17 protein-coding genes and 4 pseudogenes are annotated in these 20,288 nt (G+C 70.1%); 16 read left to right on the top strand and 5 right to left on the bottom strand.

Annotated elements, in window-relative coordinates; genetic code table 11:
- Positions 1-332: 332 nt before the first annotated feature.
- The gene (locus tag AB0F11_RS30175) at positions 333-2,783 is read right to left on the bottom strand and encodes a phosphoketolase family protein (RefSeq protein ID WP_362180380.1); all 2,451 of its coding nucleotides are present in this window, start codon (positions 2,781-2,783) and stop codon (positions 333-335) included.
- Between the two features lie 393 nt (positions 2,784-3,176).
- Here AB0F11_RS30175 and AB0F11_RS30170 point away from each other — a divergent pair, with 393 nt between their 5' ends.
- The 3 genes from AB0F11_RS30170 (at position 3,177) to AB0F11_RS30160 (ending at position 5,614) form a co-directional block, all read left to right on the top strand.
- Complete coding sequence (locus AB0F11_RS30170) at positions 3,177-3,458, top strand: GAP family protein (protein ID WP_362180377.1); 282 nt, start codon at positions 3,177-3,179, stop codon at positions 3,456-3,458.
- 345 nt (positions 3,459-3,803) lie between these two features.
- Positions 3,804-4,241 carry a hypothetical protein gene (locus AB0F11_RS30165; RefSeq protein ID WP_362180374.1) on the top strand — a complete coding sequence of 146 codons (438 nt, stop codon included), beginning with the start codon at positions 3,804-3,806 and terminating at the stop codon, positions 4,239-4,241.
- Between the two features lie 152 nt (positions 4,242-4,393).
- Positions 4,394-5,614 carry a cytochrome P450 gene (locus tag AB0F11_RS30160; protein WP_362180371.1) on the top strand — a complete coding sequence of 407 codons (1,221 nt, stop codon included), beginning with the start codon at positions 4,394-4,396 and terminating at the stop codon, positions 5,612-5,614.
- A gap of 186 nt (positions 5,615-5,800) precedes the next feature.
- Here the strand turns inward: AB0F11_RS30160 and AB0F11_RS30155 are convergent, their stop codons facing one another.
- Both AB0F11_RS30155 and AB0F11_RS30150 read right to left on the bottom strand, forming a co-directional pair.
- Positions 5,801-6,358, bottom strand: a complete 558-nt coding sequence (locus tag AB0F11_RS30155; protein ID WP_362180368.1) for a pyridoxamine 5'-phosphate oxidase family protein — start codon at positions 6,356-6,358, stop codon at positions 5,801-5,803.
- Between the two features lie 161 nt (positions 6,359-6,519).
- Positions 6,520-6,783: a hypothetical protein gene (locus AB0F11_RS30150; protein ID WP_362180434.1), complete on the bottom strand. Its 264-nt coding sequence runs from the start codon at positions 6,781-6,783 to the stop codon at positions 6,520-6,522.
- A gap of 166 nt (positions 6,784-6,949) precedes the next feature.
- Between AB0F11_RS30150 and AB0F11_RS30145 the strand changes: the two genes are divergently transcribed.
- From AB0F11_RS30145 to AB0F11_RS30125, 5 genes and pseudogenes are all read left to right on the top strand, one after another.
- The gene (locus tag AB0F11_RS30145) at positions 6,950-7,153 is read left to right on the top strand and encodes a tryptophan-rich sensory protein (protein WP_362180365.1); all 204 of its coding nucleotides are present in this window, start codon (positions 6,950-6,952) and stop codon (positions 7,151-7,153) included.
- A 994-nt stretch (positions 7,154-8,147) separates the two neighbouring features.
- A pseudogene (locus AB0F11_RS30140) lies at positions 8,148-8,363 on the top strand (transglycosylase family protein); the annotation flags it as partial.
- Positions 8,364-8,570: 207 nt separating this feature from the next.
- Positions 8,571-8,699 (top strand): hypothetical protein, encoded by a 129-nt coding sequence (locus AB0F11_RS30135; protein ID WP_362180362.1) that lies wholly within the window; start codon positions 8,571-8,573, stop codon positions 8,697-8,699.
- Positions 8,696-9,010, top strand: a complete 315-nt coding sequence (locus tag AB0F11_RS30130) for an STAS domain-containing protein (RefSeq protein WP_362180425.1) — start codon at positions 8,696-8,698, stop codon at positions 9,008-9,010. The genes AB0F11_RS30135 and AB0F11_RS30130 overlap by 4 nt, the downstream gene beginning before the upstream one ends.
- A 563-nt stretch (positions 9,011-9,573) precedes the next feature.
- Positions 9,574-9,708 (top strand): annotated as a pseudogene (locus tag AB0F11_RS30125) (glycosyltransferase); the annotation flags it as partial.
- Between the two features lie 140 nt (positions 9,709-9,848).
- Here the strand turns inward: AB0F11_RS30125 and AB0F11_RS30120 are convergent.
- Positions 9,849-9,953, bottom strand: a pseudogene (locus AB0F11_RS30120) (transposase family protein); the annotation flags it as partial.
- Between the two features lie 603 nt (positions 9,954-10,556).
- Here AB0F11_RS30120 and AB0F11_RS30115 point away from each other — a divergent pair.
- The 3 genes from AB0F11_RS30115 to AB0F11_RS30105 all read left to right on the top strand — a co-directional run bounded on the left by AB0F11_RS30115 (position 10,557) and on the right by AB0F11_RS30105 (position 14,144).
- The gene (locus tag AB0F11_RS30115; protein ID WP_362180359.1) at positions 10,557-11,120 is read left to right on the top strand and encodes a hypothetical protein; all 564 of its coding nucleotides are present in this window, start codon (positions 10,557-10,559) and stop codon (positions 11,118-11,120) included.
- Between the two features lie 742 nt (positions 11,121-11,862).
- Positions 11,863-12,333: a hypothetical protein gene (locus AB0F11_RS30110; RefSeq protein ID WP_362180356.1), complete on the top strand. Its 471-nt coding sequence runs from the start codon at positions 11,863-11,865 to the stop codon at positions 12,331-12,333.
- Positions 12,334-13,259: 926 nt separating this feature from the next.
- Positions 13,260-14,144 carry a pentapeptide repeat-containing protein gene (locus tag AB0F11_RS30105; protein ID WP_362180353.1) on the top strand — a complete coding sequence of 295 codons (885 nt, stop codon included), beginning with the start codon at positions 13,260-13,262 and terminating at the stop codon, positions 14,142-14,144.
- A gap of 691 nt (positions 14,145-14,835) precedes the next feature.
- Here AB0F11_RS30105 and AB0F11_RS30100 read toward each other — a convergent pair.
- The gene (locus AB0F11_RS30100) at positions 14,836-15,705 is read right to left on the bottom strand and encodes a hypothetical protein (RefSeq protein WP_362180351.1); all 870 of its coding nucleotides are present in this window, start codon (positions 15,703-15,705) and stop codon (positions 14,836-14,838) included.
- Between the two features lie 1,696 nt (positions 15,706-17,401).
- Here AB0F11_RS30100 and AB0F11_RS30095 point away from each other — a divergent pair.
- The 5 genes and pseudogenes from AB0F11_RS30095 to AB0F11_RS30075 all read left to right on the top strand — a co-directional run.
- Positions 17,402-17,524: a hypothetical protein gene (locus tag AB0F11_RS30095; protein WP_362180348.1), complete on the top strand. Its 123-nt coding sequence runs from the start codon at positions 17,402-17,404 to the stop codon at positions 17,522-17,524.
- A gap of 417 nt (positions 17,525-17,941) precedes the next feature.
- Entirely contained in the window at positions 17,942-18,334 is a 393-nt protein-coding gene (locus AB0F11_RS30090; protein ID WP_362180345.1) for a hypothetical protein, read from the top strand.
- A 24-nt stretch (positions 18,335-18,358) separates the two neighbouring features.
- Positions 18,359-18,763 carry an ATP-binding protein gene (locus AB0F11_RS30085; protein ID WP_362180422.1) on the top strand — a complete coding sequence of 135 codons (405 nt, stop codon included), beginning with the start codon at positions 18,359-18,361 and terminating at the stop codon, positions 18,761-18,763.
- Between the two features lie 58 nt (positions 18,764-18,821).
- Entirely contained in the window at positions 18,822-19,208 is a 387-nt protein-coding gene (locus tag AB0F11_RS30080) for a hypothetical protein (protein WP_362180342.1), read from the top strand.
- An 83-nt stretch (positions 19,209-19,291) separates the two neighbouring features.
- Positions 19,292-19,694, top strand: a pseudogene (locus AB0F11_RS30075) (transposase family protein); the annotation flags it as partial.
- Between the last annotated feature and the right edge of the window lie 594 nt (positions 19,695-20,288).

Genomic DNA, 20,288 nt, shown 5'->3' with positions numbered 1-20,288 from the left:
GCGGGCGGGGTCGAACCCTTCTTCCATCTGAGCACGCCGGGCACGTGCTCGCGCAGGGCCCTGTGGGCCAGGGAGGAGGGTCCGAGTGGCCCCAGAGCCCGAGCGGTGTCACGTCCACCCGCAGCATCGCCGAGCTCTCGACACGGCCGCGTTCCTGCACTGCCAGTCGCTTCCGGCCGGTCGGCGGGTCGCCGTCGTCTCCAACGCCGGCGGCACCGGCCTGCTGCGGCTGTCCCGGATGGAGAGTGACCTACCGCAGCGTCGAGGCGGACCTCAACCCCGTCATCGCCCGCCCCGAATATGCGGCCGGCGCCCGGCCGACCGTACGACCCCTACCTGCGCCGGCTCCGCTGAGGGAACCAAGGACCTGTTTCCGGGTCGGCGGCAAACGAGCGGTCCGGGCCGCCGACGGACCGGAAGGGCCAGGACCAGTCGGCCACCTCCGGGAGGTCGGTCCCGTGCTCGCGGATCCAGGCCCCGTGGCGCCGGCGCTGCCCGGCCATCCGGCGACGCAGCGCTGCCGCGTCGTCGCCGAGCCCGGGCACGCGGTCGATCACGTCCATGACCAGCCTGTACCGGTCGAGGTCGTTGCGGACGACCATGTCGAAGGGTGTCGTGGTCGTGCCGGACTCCTTGTAGCCGCGGACGTGGAGCCCGGGGTGGTTCGGGCGGCGGTAGGCGAGGCGGTGGATGAGCCAGGGGTAGCCGTGGTAGGCGAAGACCACGGGCCGGTCGTGGGTGAAGAGCTCCTCGTACGCGGCGTCCGTCATCCCGTGCGGGTGTTCCTCCTGGGGCAGCAGCCGCGCGAGGTCGACCACGTTGACGACGCGGACGGACAAGGCCGGCAGGTGCTCGCGCAGCAGGGCGGCGGCTGCCATGACCTCCAGCGTGGGGACGTCGCCCGCGCAGGCGAGCACCACGTCCGGTCCCCGGCCGGGTGCCTCGGTGCCGGCCCAGTCCCAGATGCCCGCGCCGCGGGCGCAGTGCGCGCGGGCCTCCTCGACCGACAGCCAGTCGAAGCAGGGCTGCTTGCCGGCCACGACGACGTTGACGCGGTCCCGGCTGCGCAGCACGTGGTCGGTGACGGCGAGCAGGGTGTTGGCGTCCGGCGGGAGGTAGACGCGGACGATCTCGGGGCTCTTGTTGAGTACGTGGTCGACGAAGCCGGGGTCCTGGTGGGAGAAGCCGTTGTGGTCCTGGCGCCAGACGTGCGAGGTGAGCAGGTAGTTGAGGGAGGCGACGGGCGCGCGCCAGGGCAGCGTGCGGGCGGTGCGCAGCCACTTGACGTGCTGGCCGACCATGGAGTCGACGATGTGGGCGAAGGCCTCGTAGGTGGAGAACAGGCCGTGCCGACCGGTGAGGAGGTACCCCTCCAGCCAGCCTTGGCAGGTGTGCTCGGAGAGGATCTCCATCACCCGGCCGTCCCGGGCCAAGTGCTCGTCGGTGGGCTCCGTGGCGGCCTGCCACGCCTTGCCGGTCGCGTCGTACAGGTCGCAGAGGCGGTTCGAGGCGGTCTCGTCGGGGCCGACGACCCGGAAGTCCCGCCGCGCGGCGGTGTCCGCCATGATGCGGGCGAGGAACCGGCCGAGGACCCGCGTCGGTTCGTGCGTCGAGGTGCCCGGCTTGGTGACGGGAACCCCGTACGCGTCGACGGGCGGCAGCGGCAGCGGGCGCAGCAGCCGACCGCCATTGGCGTGCGCACTCGCCCCGAGGCGGTGCCCGCCGTCCGGTACGCAGGCCAGGACCCGGGGGAGCGGGCTGCCGTCCGCGTCGAAGAGTTCCTCCGGGCGGTACGAGCGCAGCCAGGCCTCCAGGGCGGCCAGGCGGTCGGGGTTCTCCCGTACGTCCGGCAGCGGGACCTGGTGGGCTCGCCAGGTGCCCTCGACCGGTCGGCCGTCCACCTCCCGCGGCCCGGTCCAGCCCTTCGGGGTGCGCAGCACGATCACCGGCCACGTCGGCTGGTCCGGCCTCGCGGTGCCCGCGCGGGCGGTGCGCTGGATGTGCCCGATCCGGTCCAGCGCGGTGTCCATCGCCTCTGCGAGGGCCTGGTGCACCGTGTACGGGTCGGAGCCGGACACGAACAGCGGGGCGTAGCCGTGGCCGCGCAGCAGCGCCTCCAGCCGGGACTCGGGGATCCTGGCGAGTACGGTCGGATTGGCGATCTTGTAGCCGTTGAGGTGCAGGACGGGCAGCACGGCGCCGTCGTGGACCGGGTCCAGGAACGTGCCCGACTGCCACGAGGCCGCCAGCGGCCCCGTCTCCGCCTCGCCGTCGCCGATGACGCAGGCGACGACGAGATCCGGGTTGTCGAAGGCGGCTCCGTGGGCGTGGGACAGGGAGTAGCCCAGTTCGCCGCCCTCGTGGATCGAGCCGGGGGTCTCGGGCGCCACGTGGCTGGGCACCCCGCCGGGGAAGGAGAACTGCCGGAAGAGCGTGCGCATGCCCTCGGCGTCGCGGGGGACGCCGGGATACGTCTGCGTGTAGCTGCCGTCCAGCCATGCGTTGGCGAGGACCGCGGGAGCGCCGTGGCCCGGTCCCCACACGCACAGCGCGTCCAGGGACCGTTCCTTGATGGCGCGGTTGAGGTGGGTGTGGACCAGGTTGAGGCCGGGGGAGGTGCCCCAGTGCCCGAGCGGCCTCGGCTTGATGTGGGCGGCCCGGAGCGGTTCGCGGAGCAGCGGGTTGTCCATGAGGTAGAGCTGGCCGGCGGCGAGGTAGTTGGCCGCCCGCCAGTGGGCGTGCAGTTCGGAGATCCGATAGGTCGCCATCTGACGCTCCTTCACGGCGGGGGCACCCGCGTCGAGGTGCCGATGCCGACAACTGTCCTCCGGCTCCCGGCCCGGCGGCCAGGGCGCACCGGCCCCGGACGAGGGACGGTCGGCCCTACGGCGGGCGCCCCTCGACCGGCGAGGGTGGAACCCGTCGGCTCCGGGTATAGCCCATCGGCTGCACCGCGGCCACCGGTCCCGAACAACCGCGCAGTAGACCGCTTCGGCGGGGTCGTTGGCGACGATGCCGGCCAGTGGCTGGTCGGCCGCACGGCTGAGGAAGTCGTCGCCGAAGCGGCCGATGCTCTGCGGCGGGTAGTGCCATCCCTCGACGTCGGTGGCCCAGTCGCCGCTGAGGAACTGCTGGGTGAGGAGCTGCTTGCCCAGCGCCGCGGCGCGGACCAGGCTGTGCTTGACCTGCTGGGGCTGGGCCTCGACATCCAGGCCGGGACCGCAGGAACGGCAGGACCGAGTCCCGCGCGGCTCGCCCTCACCGGCTACTGCCTCCTGGCCACCCTCAGCCTCCTGGCCATGGAGCTGTACACCGTCTGGGCGCCGGACGCTGCCCAGACCCGCCTCCACGACCTGCGGACCTGGCTCGAAGGACACCAGGAACAGCTGGTCATCAGCCTCGCGCTCCTGGCCGGCCTCTGGCTCACCGGCAGCAGCATCTACGCCCTCGCCCCCTGACGACCCGCCGGCGCCCTGTAGATGCTTCACCGCTCCCAGCGGGTCCGGACACCGCCGAGGGCGCGGGCGGTTTTCGGTCTCATCCGTAAGGGCGTATCGGCTGCGGCGTTCTTCGGGAACGTGCCCACGGGCGTCAGAACCCCGGCACGACGCTGCAGGACCGGGTTCGGGCGGTGTTCTGTATGAGGTGCGGGGGATGCCCTTACGCGGATGCGGGACGTGTGCCGACGTGCCAGGTTGGCCGTGCCTGCCGATCCGCGGCCCGATCCCGGCCCAGGCAGTGCGGCAGGCCCCACAGGGGTGGATGACGCGCTGGCCGCGAGGCCGGCGGAAAGGCGGGTCTCCATGAAGCGCTTCGTTGCCTCCGGCTTGCTCTGTGCGGTCGTGGCGGTCGGCGTCTCGGCATGTTCCAGCAATGACAAGACTCCGGAGGAGGAGGCCACGCAGGCCGCCGCCGAGATGTGCACCAATCTGACCAAGCTGAAGTCGGACAATGCCGCGCTCAAGGCGCTGAACCCGGCGACGGCCACGAAGGACCAGATGCAGCAGGCCTACGAGGCCGTGCAGACGGACTGGAAGAAGGTCAAGGAGAGCAGGCAGACGATGAAGTCGGCCGAGCGGGAGGCCGTCCAGGACGCGGCGGAGAACCTCAAGAAGAGCTACGACGACCTGCCCGGCGACACCACGGGCAAGGACGCGCTGACCCAGCTCCAGCCGCAGATCCAAGCCCTGGACACGGCTGTCGACCAGGCAGCCACCTCGCTCCGGTGCCGGACCACATGAGGTGACGCGGCCGGGTGTCCCGGGCCGGTTCGGCCGACCTGGGACAAGAGGACCGCGAGGGATGGATCAGCGCCACCATCCTGACGCACAGGGCAAACAGGAAAAATGTCGACACTCTCGTTGATGAAGGACGACGTACTTCGGGAGGCACCATGAGCGAGCAGCCGGCCATCCTGCCCTACGCCGACCCGGCCTTCGTCGCGAACCCGTTCCCGCTGTACCGGCAGCTGCGCGAGGAAGGCCGGGTGCGCCGCGCCGTCATCGCGGGCGGCCTGGAGGCCTGGCTCGTCACCCGCTACGAGGACGGGCTCGCAGCCCTCTCCGACCCCCGCCTCAGCAGCGACGTACGCGACGCCTCCGACCCCCGGCTCCTGCGGCAGCTGCCGGAAACGGAGCGCGAGTCGATGCTGAGCAACATGCTCCGCAGCGATCCGCCCGACCACACCCGCCTGCGCCGCCTGGTCTCCAAGGCGTTCACCGCCCGCAGGGTGGCTGCGATGGGGCCCCGGATCCAGGCCATCACCGACCGGCTGCTGGACGCGGTCGTCCCGGACGGCCGCGCCGATCTCGTCGCGGACTTCGCACTGCCGCTCCCGGTCACGGTGATCAGCGAACTGCTCGGGGTGCCGGTGGACGACCGCCAAGAGTTCCAGCACTGGACCGACCGCATGCTCATGAGGGGCGCCGAGCCTGCGGATCCGGCCGTGGTGGACGAGGCGTGGCGGCACATGCGCGCCTACGTCACCGGCCTCATCCAAGACAAACGCGCCCACCCCGGCGACGACCTGCTCAGCGGCCTCATCACGGCCCGCGACGAGGAGCAGCAGCTCACCGAGGACGAGCTGATCGCCATGGTGTTCCTGCTGCTCGCCGCCGGCTACGTCACCACCGTCAACCTGATCGGCGGCGGCATCGCCATGCTGCTCGCCCACCCCGACCAGCTCGACCGGCTGCGCTCCGACCCCGAGCTGCTGCCGGGCGCGATCGAGGAGTTCCTCCGCTACGACGGCCCCGTCAGCCCCGGCATCGCCCGGTTCGCGCGCGAGGACGTGGAGATCGCAGGCGTGACCGTCCCGCGCGGCGCGACCGTACTGATCGCCTCGGCCATCGCCGACCGTGATCCGGCCCGGTTCCCCGATCCGGACCGCCTGGACGTCACCCGGCAGGACAACGCCCACCTCGCGTTCGGGCACGGCCCGCACTACTGCCTGGGAGCGCCGCTGGCCCGGCTGGAAGGCCAGATCGCCATCGACACGGCCTTGCGCCGCCTCCCCGGGCTCGCCCTCGCCGTGGCGCCGGACGACATCCCCTGGCGCCCCGGCGGCCTGCGCGGCCCCGCGAGCCTGCCGGTGACCTTCCGACCAGGCGGGTAGGAACGGGTGCTTGCCGCTCCGGCAGGGAATGATGATCCGGCACCCCCATGCCCTCCGACCCCGGCCCCGCGGGCGCGCGCTGTGGTCGCCGGGGACATGCGCCCCCGGTCCGCTGCTGACCGCTGCGGTGGGCCCCACCCGTGGCGACGGCCCGGCCGTGCCGGGTGACGTGCTGCTCGGGACTCCTCAGAACGTCCAGCGCGTGTGGCTGTACACCCCGCTGTCGCGGCCGAAGCCGTACGCGGTGGTCGGGGCCACCGCGAACACCATCGCCTTCCCCTCACGGAAGGCGTCACCGATCCCGTGGAAGGTGCCTTCGGGCGAGGTGATGTGTGCCCCGTACTTCGCCTCGTATGCCGCGATCACCTCCTCCAAGGCCGCCGGGTCGGCGATCGGATGCGCCGTGCCCTCCACCACCAGGTCGAGGCCTTCGGTGAGCGAGTTCCCACCGGTCGTCAGCGCGCAGTGCGCGTCATGGGCGAGGTTCTTCGCCTTCTGTTCGCCCGGGCCGGTGGAGAAGTACAGCACGCCGTCGTGCCAGACCGCGATCACGGGCGTGACGTGCAGTCGTCCGTCGGGCCGTACCGTGGAGACCCAGAAGATCTCGGCGGTCGCCAGGTGCCGCTGGGCCTCGGCCCAGTCGGTGGGGGTGACGTCCTCGGCCCCCGGGCGGGGGTTGAGCGCGGAACTGTAGCGGGCGTCGAGCTCGGTCGTGGGCTGCTGTGCGGATCCGTGGGTCGGCATGGCAGTTCTCCTTCCTGTTCCCCTCCGTAACGACCGGCCGCCCGAACCGGGACCACCGGCGCGCCCGTTCGTGTCCGTCCGGGCCCGCACCTGCTCCTTTCGGTGGAGGGGCGGCGAGGCCGGCCGGGCGAGCCCCCGCGGGCCGGTGCCGCGTCCCCGGCTCAGGCTGGACGGGGGAGCCCGCCCGGATGACGCCGCGCCGTGACCCCTTCCAGGCGCGCCCCCGGGGCGGTGGCCGTGGCCAGGAGCTCACCCGGGGCCAGCTCGATGCCGGCCTGCCCGATGCGCTGCCGCTCCTCCGCGAGCCCGGCCCGCATCAGCGCGTCCAGGCCGGCCGTGCACAGCGCGAGGCGCCTCGCCGATCCCGCGGACGAAGGCCCCGGCGGAAATGCCGGACGGGATCCGCAGCGGTCGATGGAGTGCATCCGTCCGCACGCCGGGCAGTGAAGTACTGGTCGGGGCGACGAAACGGTCCGCGCCCCCCGACCGGAAGGCGGTGACCCCCATGGAGCGTCCCTCCACAGCCTGCGGCACGGGGCGGTGCAGCGCCTCTCCCGTGCGTCGGCGGGGTGCGCGGTGACCGGCGCGGCGTTGCGTGCACAGCTGGCCCGGCCGGTGCCCTCGCTGCTGGCCCTCCTCGCGCTCACCTACGGCGTGGCCGTCGTCGGAGGTCTGGCGGCTGCCGACGCCGGGGGCGTCTACCGCACGTTGCGACGCCCCGGCTGGGCGCCGCCGGCATGGCTCTTCGGGCCCGTGTGGACCGTGCTGTACGGGTCGATCGCCGTCGCCGCCTGACTCGTCGTCCGACGCGGCAGAGGGGACGGACGCCGTCCTGCTCTCGCCCTGTGGGTGGCCTACGCATCCGCGCTGAACGGGGCGATCTGGTTGCTCAACCGGTGATCTCCGACCCGTGAGGGCGGCTGCGTTCCGGCGGCGGACGGCGTCTGACCGCCTTCGGGGATGCGGGCACTCGGCGATCCGGAGCGCCCCCCGGCTTGGGCTCGGCCTTCGACCCCTCGCGAGGACCTGTGGGCGCCGCGAGTGTGGGGCAGGGTCCTGGTGTAGCCGGCGGCGACTCGGAGGGCGACGGCACACGACCCGGCTCGGTCGGCCGACCTCCCGAGCTCCGTGGCCGCGTCGGTACCGCAAACCACGAGCGGCACAGGTGCGACGGTCCCGAGCGCGGACGCATGGGCCGAGGCGGGGTTCGCGGCCGAGCCGGAACCCCTGCCGGGACGGCAGGGCCCAGTACGGCAGCAGCCGTCACCAGGTGGAGGAAGGAGTCCCCGTCCACCGTGCGGGCGGGCGCCTGTGACGAGCCACCGCCGTCGGCGAAGCGTGGAGGTGGACCATGGCGGGCCTGCCGAGAAGCAGTCGTGCAGGCAAGGAGGGAGAACACCGTGGCGGGACTTGGAGCGGGCCGGCAGCAGCACGGAGGAAGAACCGGAGAACGCCCAGCCATGCAGTTATATATCCACCTTGTCCGAAGAACACCCCTTTGCCATCCCCGTAATCAGTGACGACACGAAGCGCGCGCATCACCATGGGCATCCGGGGCGCCACGTGAACCGCGTGGCCACTCCTGCACCTGAAGGCGTGAAGCCACCAGCTACGCCCGGTCCTTCCGGGCCGACTGACGACTTACGGAGGATCCATGTCCCGCTTCCAGGAACGCTGCCGAACCGCCCGCATGACCTGGCCCCTTTTGTGGGCATCGGTTCTTTGCCAGTTGGTGTCAATGAGTGCTTTCAGCGCTCATGCCGCTGACCACTTGTCAAAACCAAAGGTCAGTTGGGATGCCATTGCCGAGTGTGAGTCCGGTGGCAACTGGCGTGCCAACACCGGAAACGGCCATTACGGGGGTCTGCAGTTCACACAATCGAGTTGGAAGGCCGCAGGCGGTGCCCGATACGCCCCTCGCGCCGACCTCGCCACCAGGTCGGAGCAAATCGCTACGGCCCAGAAGCTGGCCGCCATGCAGGGCATGGGCGCGTGGAGCTGCGCCCGCCGGTGATCGGGTAGAAGCCACAAGCGGGCCCGCGTCACGCCCCGCACCCCACCGGGTCAGTACCGAGAATCGTCCCCTGGGTGGCGTCCGCCCAGCGGCGAGTTTCGGCCACTCAGCCGGGCGGAATCCGGTATCGCGCTGGCCAATGCCTTCCTGTGCCCCTACGGTGGCCGGGCCCGGTACCGGATCGCAGGGGAAATAGGCGTGCATGCCGATGAAGACGATGCCCGTGCCCCGATCGTCGTCGAGACCCAGGCCACCACCATGGTGATGCGTCCCTACGGCGAAATGGACATCGACCGCGCCGCCGCGGCCGGACAGTCCGCGTCCTGACTGAGGCTCTGACCGGGAAACCGCGCCCCACAGAGGTTGTGGTGGACCTCCAACACCTCACGTTCTGCGACTCTGCCGGCCTCAACGCCCTTGTAAACGCTCGCAATACCGCCGCCCGCAACCGCCGGGCCCTGTTCCTGGCAGCGCCACGGGACCAGTTCGTGTGCCTTCTGGAGCTCACCGGCACCCCCGTTTTGACCGCGCCTGCGCCCTTCGCCCCGCAAGCCGCCGGCCGCGCCGGCAAGGTATCGGCCAGCCCGTCGTGGACCACGGCCAAGCGCTGCGGCGGCGGGCGGGGCACACGGTCGTGACTCCCCCAAGCCGGCCCCTGCCGGCCTGCCACCGGGGCTGATCGTGTCACGGCGGCGGGGGCAAGAGGTCCGGGCATGTCGGGCCCGGCCGGCAGACGTAGCCACCCCGGCCGGCGTCGGCCGGCGTCTACGGACCGGATCCGGCACGCGGGCATCCCTCACCCCAGGGGGTTCGGGCCCACGGCCTGCTGGCGGATCCTGCGGAAAGGCCGGTGTGGTTCAGCGACCGAGGCCCTGCGGCGCCGGTGGAGGGGCAGGAAGTCCGGCCCAGGTCCCCGCAAGCCCCCACCGGTGCGTTTCGTGACAGGCGTGTGCGCCACAGGAGCGCCGTGTACCACCCCGCGCCGTGGTGACCCCCGGCGCGGGTGTCGATGCCACGGCGCCTTTACGAGGCCCTGCTCTCCGGGGCCGGACACACTGACGCACGGGTTGACATTCGTGTGGAAGGCGGCGTTCCGCCGCCAGGGACATAGGCAGGACTGCCCTGGTGTCAGCCGGCTCTGCCGCAGTGCGCTGGGCCGGGCTCGCGAGGGCGCGCGCCGGTGGTGGCGCACTCTACGTCCGGTCACCGGATGCGCGAGCACGTCTACGCCCACGCGCGGGTGATGCTCATGCCGAGCCTGCGCGAGTCGTGGGGGCGGATGGCGGTGAAGGCGCTCGCCTCGGGCGTCCCGGTGATCGCCCACCCCATCCCCGGAGGCGGCAGTACGTAGCTGTGTGTGGCTGACCGCCGCGCCTAGCCGGCGGGCGGAGCCGGTCAGCGCTACCGGGACCTGCTCTTCGAAACCGGTGACAGGCCTGGCCGCGACTGACACCGGGAACGCCTGCGGGTGGCAGCCCTGACCGGGCAGGCCAGGCGCCGGACCTGCACCGCCACCACGACCCGCCTGCCGTCCGTCGGCACGTCCGCGATCGTGCGTCGGTGGATCCCGTGCACCCGCTCCCTCGGCGTGCCCGCACACCGGGCACTGCACCGGCTCGGTCCCGCGTCCGGGCGCGCATCCGGATGAACTCGCCCCCGCCGCCACGTCATCGACGGCCAGCGACGCAAGTCCCGAAAATCACCACACCCCAAGGCCTTGGACATCATCCATGCAGCGTCAACGACCACCGCCACCCTCGTCACCACCGATTACGGGACCGATCCGTTCGATCGACAGACCCGGTCGAGGGGGCGGCCGGCAAGGCTCTGGTGCGCTCCCCGGCGCCGCCGAGCACGCCCACATGCGGCTCGCCCCGCCCAGTGGAATAGTGGGGAGTGGATGGAGGCCGCCCGTGGGGGTGTGGGTGGTCACAGACCTCCACGTGTCGTCAGCAGCTCCGCTTCCTCGCGCCGAGGTCGAGGACGCCGACACCTCAACCACCATCGGCAGGAACCGGGGCCCTGGGCACTGCCTGTCGGCTCTCAGGCCTGCCGATCCGAGGTGAGCTCCCTGAGAGGACACGTTCACCGCCGACACTCCTCCGCGAGGCACACGGGAGACGTGCGCGGGCGGGGCCCTCCTCGAGCGAAGCGACTGCGTTCAGTCGAGGAAAGGGACAACTCATGCGAAGGAAGACCCTGTCCACCGCGGTCGCGGCCGCTGTGGCGTTCAGCGGGTGGACCACCGTCACCATGATGACGGCCGACGCAGCGGAACGGGCCGCACCCGGCGCCACCTGCTTCCTCTCGGAAGGCCCCAACAACACGTTCGGGGTGTCGGGCGAAGGGTTTAGATCCGGCGAACGCGTCACCGTGAAGAACTCACAGGGCACCACGGTGCGCACGACCACAGCCATCACAGGAGGCTTCTTCGAGGTCACGGGGTTGCCGAACGACACCTACAGCGCCGCGGGACGTCGGGTCAGGGCGATCTGCCCGAAGTGGGTGTCGGACGAGGAGGCCGCCATCAAGTGCACCGTGACCAAGGGTCCGGGTACGACTTACGGCGTGTCCGGCAGGGGATTCCCGGTGGCGGAGACGGTCACGTTGAAGAACTCCTCCGGCGCCGTCGTGAACACCACCCAAACCATCCAGGACGGGTTCTTCGAGTTCACCGGCGTCCCCAACGACACGTACACCGTCACCTCGAAGTTCGCGAAGGTGACCTGTGCCAAGGCCGCCGAGTAGCGGCACCCGCCCCGCCCACGGCCGGCCGACCAGGGCACGAGTTGGGCACCCGCCGAGACGGTCCTCGACAGGTGCCCATCCGGTTCATCGCCTCGTAGAGGCCCTGACCGGACGGCTCGGCCGGGACGACGCCCTCGTGCCCAGGTGAATCTCCTTGCCATGGAGCCCCGCGCCGACCGTTGGGGGGCGGCGCGGGGCTGGATGCCCTGGCTCTCTCCTGCGCACCGGGCCCGTACCTGCCCGGCGAGGAACCGTACGATGAGGTTCCCGACCTACCAGGTGGCGTGAGCGGCGCTCTTGGAAGAGCCCGACTCACTGGTGGCCCGCCGCCCTGCTACTGGTCGTCGATGGAGGCGAGGTTGTCGCCTCACTTCCGTGGCGATCGCTTCGAGGCCCCCTTCTGCCGGCAACGGCCATGGGTCCTGCTCGCCGTTGGCCACGGCGAGGCTGCTGGCGAAGCGCATCAGGGTGGGGTGCGGGGACGAAGGAGTCCCGCAGCCAGCGGGCGAAGACGGCGGCTTCGTCAGCGGTCGCGTTGGTCAGGATGATGAGGGCGTGGTCGGGCTTGGGCATCGCCGCTGTCCCGGCGACCCACACGCCTGCTGCCGTCTCGATCTCGACGACAGTCGAAGTCCACGACCGGGATGCCGTGGACACCTGAGAGCCTGTGATCATCGCCACGGAAATGAACGCGTTCAGGAAATCTGCTGAACGTGTTCAACTTCGGGGGTAGGGTGCTGCCATGAGCGAGAGAAACGCCCTCCAGCGGCGTATCCGTGCCTGGCTGGTCTTCTTCATCGTGTGCCTCGTCCTCAGCGGGCTCACGGCCTTCCCCTTGGTCACCGAATTGCGCTGGGCCAACTCCCTGGTGTCGCACGCGTGGCTGAGCCGGGTCGGGGAGGGCCTGGACCAGGCCGATGCGCAATACCCGTTCCTCCTCTACGGCACCGACTGGCTCGCCTTCGCCCACCTGGTGATCGCCGTCTTCTTCTACGGCGTCCTGCGCGACCCCGTGCGCAACGTCTGGATCATCGATGCCGGCATGGTCGCCTGCGCCGGCATCATCCCCCTGGCCCTGATCTGCGGGCCCGTCCGGGGTATACCGTTCGGCTGGAGCCTTATCGACATCTCCTTCGGGGTCTTCGGGGTGATCCCGTTGATCGTGCTCCGCCGCCTCGTCAAACGACTTGAGGCGCTGCCCGCCACCGCCTGACCGACGCAGCCCCTGTCACCATCCGCCCCTGGGGGCATTACCCCCGGACCGTCCCCGCACTCTCGGCTCGTCCGTCTGCCACCAGGTCGGGCAACAAGCCCTTATTCGAGTCGGTCAGGTCGGTGCACCGGGCGCGTTCCACGCGGTTGTTTGTGGCGGCCCCCATGCTGCAGCCGGTAGCCACCTGAGCTTCCGTGGGCGGGTGCAGTGGCGATGACCGGCAGCTTGTAGGCGGGGCGTGTTGAGGCCTGGGCCACCTTCTCCCACGCCCGCCGCCATCGCCGCAAGCTCGCGGGACGCACCCCCACCGCCCGCGCGATCCCGCATTCGAGATACCGTCCTCGAACAACTGGACCGCCCGAACACGACGTGCCGCCGCCAACTCGGGCCGCGCCAGCGGAGGAAGGGATGCGCCGGCTGCGGTCGGCGAAGGTCGATAAGCCATCCCTACAGCCTCCCACCCACACCGCCACCACATCCGCCGAACTTACGAAAAGACCAGGTAGCAGGAGGGGTCCCTCGGATGGTTAAGCAGTGGAGGTGACCGTCCTGGAGCGGGTGAGGAAGATCCCGCACCTGGCCCATGGCCCGGCAGGCGAACCGGGGCGGCCCTCGCCCGGCCTGAGCGGCCGGTACCTGCCCCGGCCGGGCTATCGCGTCCCCGAGAAGGAGGTGAGGAAGCCAAACGTCGCCATACGCTGGGGCGGTCGAGGAGTTCGGCGCTGCGCAACTCCCACGAACGGGGGAAGCCCGCGGTGTGGCGCGTTCCTTCCTGAGCCTGGGCGTGCAGCAATGGTGATATGGCCAGGTCTGCGTCTATTAGACGGGTTCGCTGGAATGTGCGGCGGCGTGCTGCAAGGCGCCGCCTGGCGGACCGTCGTCGGCGTGCAGGCCGAACCGCCACCTCTGCACCTCGGCTCCCGCGGTTGCCGTTGCTCCTGCTGAGCCTGCCGGGTCTGGCGGCCATCGCCGCGTTGCTCTTCACCTGGCTGCAGGTCGGCGAGGCTGGCAGGCAGCTGCAGATTGCCGAGGACCAGCAGATCACCACCCGCTTCAACGATGCGGTGGGTAATCTGGCCTCAAAGGCGGTAGACGTGCGCGTGAACGGGATCCACGCCCTGGAGCGCATCATGAAGAACTCTGCCGCGGATCAGCCCACCGTGGTCTCCCTGCTCTCCACCTATGTTCGCCAGCATGCCCCGCTGCCACGGAAGGCAGCACCATCGGCTGATGTGTATACGGCCATGGACGTGCTGGCGCGACGTCAGCCAGAGCATGACCAAGGGACGGTGGTGAACCTGAGCCACACAGACCTGCGCGATTGGCTGCCGGGCCCGGTCGTCAGGCTGCAGGGGGCGGTGCTCACTGGGGCGGATCTCCGCGGCGTGGACCTCTCGTACGCCGACCTTGAAAATGCCTCCTTAGAAGAAGCGAACCTGGCGCATGCCACGCTGTGCTCCGTCAAGTGTGCCAACCTGCACGAAACGGTCTTGCGGGGTGCCAACCTGCAGGGTGCCGACCTGAACATTGCCGACCTGACAACAGTGAGCTGGTGTGATCCTCTGCCCTCAGAGGGCGGATGCGCCAGCCTACGGGAGGCCGATCTCCGCTTCGCGAAGCTGACTGATGCCAACCTGCGCAACGTGGACCTCTCATACGCATACCTGGCCGACGCAGACCTGGACGGTGCAGATCTGACCGGTGCCAAGCTCACGGGAACTGTGCTCGAAGGGGTCAAGATCCCCGGGGTGAAAGGGCTCTTGTGGCACTCACCCACACCGTTACATGAGGCCAGCGTCCGAGATCGCTGAGTTTCCCGAAGGGCACCGCCAGCTGAACGCTGCCCTGAGCCGGGGCCAAGGACAAGATCGCCATAATTGACCGGGGCACCGCCCTTACGGCCGGCGACCTCGGCATCCTCCGCGTTCCGCCCGGCCCCGGCACGGGCCGGAAGGCGTGTTCCGCCAGCGGCCGGAGCGGCTCTCGCCTTTCCATGGACCTTGGGCGTCCTCGCCGCGACCCCTTGCGGATATCGACCACCGGCCCCGAGCCTCCCCGGTGATCAGGCCCGGGGCGGTAAGGTGCCCAGATGGCCAGGCCGGTATGGACAGGGGGCGTCTCGTTTTGTCGGCGGCTCATAGGTGTCGCAGGTTACGGTGCTGGCCCTCCTACTCACGGCGCACGGCATTCCTATCCGCCCGGCGCCCACCCGGCCGCTGAAGGAGCTCACGAAGTCCGAGCTGTGTAAGAAGGCCTCGGCCGCCGGGATCGAGGGCCGCTCCTCCATGGCCTACGACCAGTTGGCCGACACACCGGCGGCCGCCGGGGCAAGACGTGGGTCAGCTGCACCGCGAGCTCCTGGCCCGGCTGCCGCGGAGCGTGGAGCCGATACAGGGGTGGCCGCGGGGAGCGCTTCTCCCCCTGCGGCGGCGTACCCGACAGCCTCGGCCGGGCGGAGGAGTGCGGATTTCCGTCACTCGGTTTGGGGCCTTCCGCAGGCCCTCACTGGACCAGGACGGTGTGCGGGTGGCCTCCGCTCGCCGGGCAGGCGTACAGCTGGAGGTGGTTGGCGTCCAGCACCGTGATGTCGGGAGGATTGGACCAATTGTCGTCGGATGTACCGGGGACCCGGTCCTCGTTCGGGATCCAACTCGTGCTGTTGCGGTGCCATTCGGACGAGGCGATGGTCAGCAGCGGCGTCATCGCTGTACCGCAGGCCACACAGAACCGCGGCACGGGGTCGGTCAGTCCCCAGGGGGCCCAGCCGCCGATCTTCCAGCCAGGGGCGTGGGACAGCGCCTTGTCATAGAGCTCCAGCGGTTCGGCATCGCCAACCGGAATGCCCGCCGCCCGCCAGGGCGCGGGGTCCGTGATCTGCTGCTTCACCTCCTCGGGGAGTTCCAGGGAATCGGGGTACTCGGTGACCTGCTCCGGCGCGAGCACGCACGGCTCAGGCACGTAGAGGTCCTCGTCGGCGTCGAACGGCTCGGGCGGCGCGGCCAGCACGTCGGTGACATCCGCGGCGGTCCGCCAGCACAACTCGATCGGAATGCTTGAGTCCGGCGCGTGCTCCGAAGGGCACCACAGGACCTGCAGCAGGTCGGACCGCCCGGGCGGCCGCAGCAGGGGTATGTCCCGCGCGTACAACTGGGCCACGGGCACCAGGGGGTGGAGGCCTTCATGCTCGATGCGGCAGTACCGCCAGGGTTCCTGTGTGGGCCACAGCAGCGGCCCTCCGATCGAGCTGTCGTGCACTGTGGGAGAACCGGGACGCGGGTGCAACCGGACCGCTGGGCGGGCCAGCGGGGCCAGCGCGGGGAAGACCGCGGCGATGTCGACCGGCCGCGGCGGGGTGGTACGTGTGCCATTCATGACGATGATCTTGCCGCCACCCTCTGACAGCGAGCCAACTCAACAGGCCCAGCCGCGTCCGTCCTGAGTGCGCCCCACCTCCTGGTGGCGCAGGATGCGAAGCGGCACAACCGCCTATGCGCAACTGACGCCTTGCACCCGCCAGAGTTCAGAGAACTCACGAGCCTGAACCCGCCCACCCGTCCACACCGGTCTGGCCATCGCCCGCACCACCCTTCACTGCAGCTCCACCCGGCGCCTTCCCACCCTGCGCCCGATCACCCCCCACAGGAAACGGCAGCCCGGCCACGTACAACCCGTCCCGGCCCCGCCTTCCAGCCTGACCTCGAAGAGCGCTCCAGCACCCTGTCGGGGCCCTTCCACTTCGCTGCGCTCCGATGTCCAGGAACGCACGGTGTGCTCGCCCTCGAGCACCCCGACCAGCTCAACCCCTACGTCCGCCCGGCTGCCGTAGCGGCTGATGAACCCTCCAAACCTCCGCTCGGCGGCCTCGGAACTGCTCCACGGGCCGGTGACAGCAGAAGAGGATGGAGGCCCGAAGCGAAGCCTGACCTGAAACGGCGCATGTGCATCGTGAGCGGTCGGAACCCCAGCCGCAAGCCGCGAGCCCGTAGACAGCCGCCCCCCTTGGATCCTCCTCACCTCGCGCCGCGTGATCGGCACGCCGTGTTATCTGACGGCGCCGGGAACGGCACCGTTGGCGGTGCTGAGCGAGGTAAGGGCGATCGACCGGTTCCGTACGGGATCGAGTGGCCTGCGGGTGACGCCGACGTGGCCGCCGGGCCTGCGGGGCACCTCGGAGGGGTCGAGGTGGTTCCTCCCGGGGTGCCGTACGCCAGCCCGTGGGAGGGGTGCGCGTGCCGCCGGCACGACTGCGGCGGCCTGGTCCCGGCCGACCGGTGCCAGGAGTACGGACACGGCGGTGATGGAGTGACATCTCGGCGGCGCTGAACACACGTGACGCACAGCGTCGGCAATGGCTGACCCACTCCACGGGCAACGTGCTCCCCGGCCGTCGCAGCCGCACCTGGTCCCAGCTTCGGCGCGTTCTTCCTCGGCACCACCCCGAAGGGTGACACGGCCACCGATCCGACCAGTACACCCGGCAACCCGAACCTGGATTTCTACCTCGACGCCATCACCCACACCCAGCAGACCGGCGCTGCGTTCAATACCGCCACCGTCGAACTTCTCGACCGGTACCAGGCCTGGGCCACCCCCGGCGAGCGCATCCGGCTTGCCCGCCTGCTCAAGTTGGGCGTCGCCCAGTTGGGCAAGCCCTCGCGTATCGACTCGAAGCCCACGATCACGTTGCAACTGACAGGATGGGGCATCGGCGTCGACATCAGGCTGCCCTGGTAAAGGGGGGAGCGGTATGCATGCCGTGCGACACCTGAAGGAACGATTCCTCAGCCGGAAGGTCACGGGAGCGGCTGCATCACTTCGCTGGAGCGGCGACAGGCCCGGTTTTGAGGGCCGACGGTGCGGAAGGCGGCGGCCGACGCGCCTGATGCGCCGCAGGCCCGGCAAGCAGCCAGCGGGCTGGGATCGATGTCTGCCTCGTACTGGGGGGTGTGGGCTGATGGGCCGCCAGTGATGGCTTTTCGCGAGACTGCCCCGGCTCTGTGCAGCGGGGTGCCGGGCACTTTCCTCTCCCCGGAGGTTGCGGCGTCCGTGCGGGGGCAAGCGCGTCCATATGACATCGAATACGACTGCGGTGCTCGCCTGGACCGCCGAATCCGGACCCGTGTGGCTGCACCTTCTGGTGGTGGCCTTCGCCCTCGTCGTGCTGGTGAGCACCCTGGCAAAGCACAGGTAGCCCTCCCGTGTTGTGCCTGGCACTGCTCGTCCCGCCCCTGCTGATGTGCGTGGTTCTTGGGCTCGGCCGGTACGAGGAGCTCATCCTGGGGCCGACGGGAACGTCCGACGGACCGCAGCCGACAGCGGCCCGGGGCAGACACCGGCGCCACGCCCGCCCCGGGCTCACCGGCCGTACCGCGCGCACGCCGCGAACGCGCCCTGCGCATCAGCCTTCCGACGTGCGCTGAGTCCGCGCGTCCGGGTGGGGCGCGGCCCAGGTCCGGTACGAGCCGCCCGCGAGCGTCGGCGCCCTCCCCCTGTGCGGGGGGCGTGGTTGCCGCGGGGCCACGCGCACGCTGCGCGGGCGTACTTCGGCCGGCCTCGTCGCGGCAGGGGTGCCGCACCGGCCTGATTGAGCCGGTGTAGGAAAGACTCCATGAGTTTTGACCTCTTCGTGTGCCGGTTCAAGGACGGTGAGACGGCGCCGCTGGACATGAGTGCTGCGCACGAGGTCCTCGACCCTTATGTGGTGGCACGGGACCCCGGGACGGACTTCCTGCAGGTGCGTACGGCGGAGGGGGAGGAGGCGGGCGTGTTCTTCTCGAGCCCGGACGGCATCACCTTCAACCGCTTCGCAGGCGCCGGAATCATGGACCTCCTGGCCGTCCTGCTGCGCCGGCTGGATGCCGTACTCGTCGTCCCAGGCGGACCGGCCATTGTTCAGCGGGACGAGGACCGTGATCTTCTGCCTGCCGCCCTCAGGGACGAGTGGCCCGTCGTCGTGGCCCGCACCGGCGCGGAGATCGACCGGGCGATCCGGGTTTCCTGAACGAACGGACGAGGCCCCCTACCCCTGATACGTGCCACTGCGAACGGCTCGCGGCAGGCGATGAGCAGCCTCGATGACATGGTCCGCAATCTCAAAGCCGCCGAGGCCGCCGGACGGCTGACCAGCAAGCTCGGCACCTACCTGCAGCCCACCGTCCTCGTGGTCGATGAGGTCGGCTACCAGCCCCTCGAACGAGCCGAGGCGAACCTGGTCTTCCAGGTCATCTCCAAGCGCTACGAGAAGGGGTCGATCGTCCTGACCTCGAACAAGACCTTCAGTGAGTGGGGCCAGGTCTTCGGCGATGAGGTCCTCCCCACCGCCATCCTCGACCGGCTCCTGCACCACCGCGAAGTGATCTCCATCAACGGCCCCAGCCACCGGCTCAAGAACCGCCTCAAGGCCATCGAGAGGGAGACACACATGGTGTGATCAGGGGTTTCGTGCTCCAGGCCGACCTAGCCTGGCATGCGACAGTAAGAATGGGGGTGTGTTCAGACGCCAGTGGGCGAAGCCACCGACCGATGCCCGGCTTGACCCCTACCGCCGAGCTGCCGCACGTCTCATGGATGGAGACGAACAGATCGGCGTGCTTGTGATCCGAGTCACCACCTGGTGGTGGAGGGAAGGGCCTTTCTGGCGAAGGCGGTGGGGCAATCCGCGAGAGCTTCCTGAGTGGGCGTTGTCCCGTGTCGGCTCAGCCCAGCAGTTGCCCGACCTCGACGACGGGATCATCTCCGCCGACAAGCTCGACGAGGAGCTTGCCGACTGGGCAAAGGGGATCTTTCGACTGCGGGGCCGGCAGTTCAACCTCGCCTGGCTTGGCGAAGAGGAAGCCGACGCCGCACATGAAGTGCACGGCTGGACGATCGACTGATCATCCCTGCCCTTGCCGCGACGGAACTGGGGACGTTCATCCGTACGCCACTGGGGAGGAAAGTAAGTCCGTACGCCGGCACCTCGTCCCGGTACTACCGTTTCTCGGCGAACGTGCAGATCGTCATCGACGCCGACAGCCGCCTGGTCATTGCCTCCGCCCGGCCGACGCCGTGGAACATGGCCGATGCCCACGTCTGGCGCGCTCCGACCTTCCCGCCAAGCCGCGGGGAAGACAGTGAGGGGCGGACGGCGCCTACCTGGGCACCGGGCTCATCGTCCCGCACCGCAGAAGGGCCGGACGGCTTCTCCTGAGGGCAGGAAGAGGACAACGCCGAACACCGGCATGTGATGGCCCGCGTCGAGCACACCTTCGCCCGCCCGAAGAACTGGAAGGTCCTCCGCGACTGCCGCCAGAAGGGCGACGGGCCTCCACCACGCCGTCCAGGCCGTCGCCACCATGCGCAATCTCGTCCCGGCGGGGTGAAACAGCACGTCAGACACCACTCTGACCCTGCCCAATCCAGAACTTTTGCAACACCCTTTAGCCGTCCGCCACGAAGGAACCGTTCTGGTCGCAGCCATGAAGGAGCGGATGTGAGGGGGTGGCGACGGGCGCATGACTGTGCGGGTGACCACGGGATCCAGGAAAGAGCGTCGCGCCAACCGGGTCGTCCGCAGGCCAGTCCTGGAGCACCTCGGCCACAGGTTCCACTGCGAAGACCTCGTGCTCGCGGGGCACCCATACCTGGAAGTGCTTGTCCGGCCCTCCCTCGCGGTATTTCGGGGCCAGCCGTCCTCGGCCACGCAGCGGGTCAGCCGCAGCCGTCCGGTCTCGGTCAGGGGTGCATTACCGGGGGCATGAGGGCCTTCTGCTGGTTGGTGTAGACGTCGCAATCCAGGGTCGCAGCTGGCGGCCTCTGGTGGTGACCGGCGGTGCCGGCGGGCTGTCGGTGCTGCTGGCCGCCCTTGTTGAGGAGGTCGCCAGCCGGTGAACTCGGTGCCGCCGGCAGTGTCGGCGATCTCGCGGTAGGCGGAGACGTCGGCGTGGCCGGTCTTCTTGGCCTTGGCGTCGGCCTTG

It is taken from the genome of Streptomyces sp. NPDC032472 (assembly GCF_040636955.1).
Taxonomy (GTDB): Bacteria; Actinomycetota; Actinomycetes; order Streptomycetales; family Streptomycetaceae; genus Streptomyces.
This window is presented reverse-complemented; position numbering and strand designations above follow the sequence as displayed.

Excerpts from the sequence above, each read along its gene's own strand:
- AB0F11_RS30165 (WP_362180374.1), top strand. The coding sequence starts at position 3,804 with ATGAAGCGCTTCGTTGCCTCCGGCTTGCTCTGTGCGGTCGTGGCGGTC.
- AB0F11_RS30160 (WP_362180371.1), top strand. The coding sequence starts at position 4,394 with ATGAGCGAGCAGCCGGCCATCCTGCCCTACGCCGACCCGGCCTTCGTC.
- AB0F11_RS30155 (WP_362180368.1), bottom strand. The coding sequence starts at position 6,358 with ATGCCGACCCACGGATCCGCACAGCAGCCCACGACCGAGCTCGACGCC.
- AB0F11_RS30150 (WP_362180434.1), bottom strand. The coding sequence starts at position 6,783 with ATGCACTCCATCGACCGCTGCGGATCCCGTCCGGCATTTCCGCCGGGG.
- AB0F11_RS30115 (WP_362180359.1), top strand. The coding sequence starts at position 10,557 with ATGCGAAGGAAGACCCTGTCCACCGCGGTCGCGGCCGCTGTGGCGTTC.
- AB0F11_RS30110 (WP_362180356.1), top strand. The coding sequence starts at position 11,863 with ATGAGCGAGAGAAACGCCCTCCAGCGGCGTATCCGTGCCTGGCTGGTC.
- AB0F11_RS30100 (WP_362180351.1), bottom strand. The coding sequence starts at position 15,705 with ATGAATGGCACACGTACCACCCCGCCGCGGCCGGTCGACATCGCCGCG.
- AB0F11_RS30095 (WP_362180348.1), top strand. The coding sequence starts at position 17,402 with ATGACATCGAATACGACTGCGGTGCTCGCCTGGACCGCCGAATCCGGA.
- AB0F11_RS30090 (WP_362180345.1), top strand. The coding sequence starts at position 17,942 with ATGAGTTTTGACCTCTTCGTGTGCCGGTTCAAGGACGGTGAGACGGCG.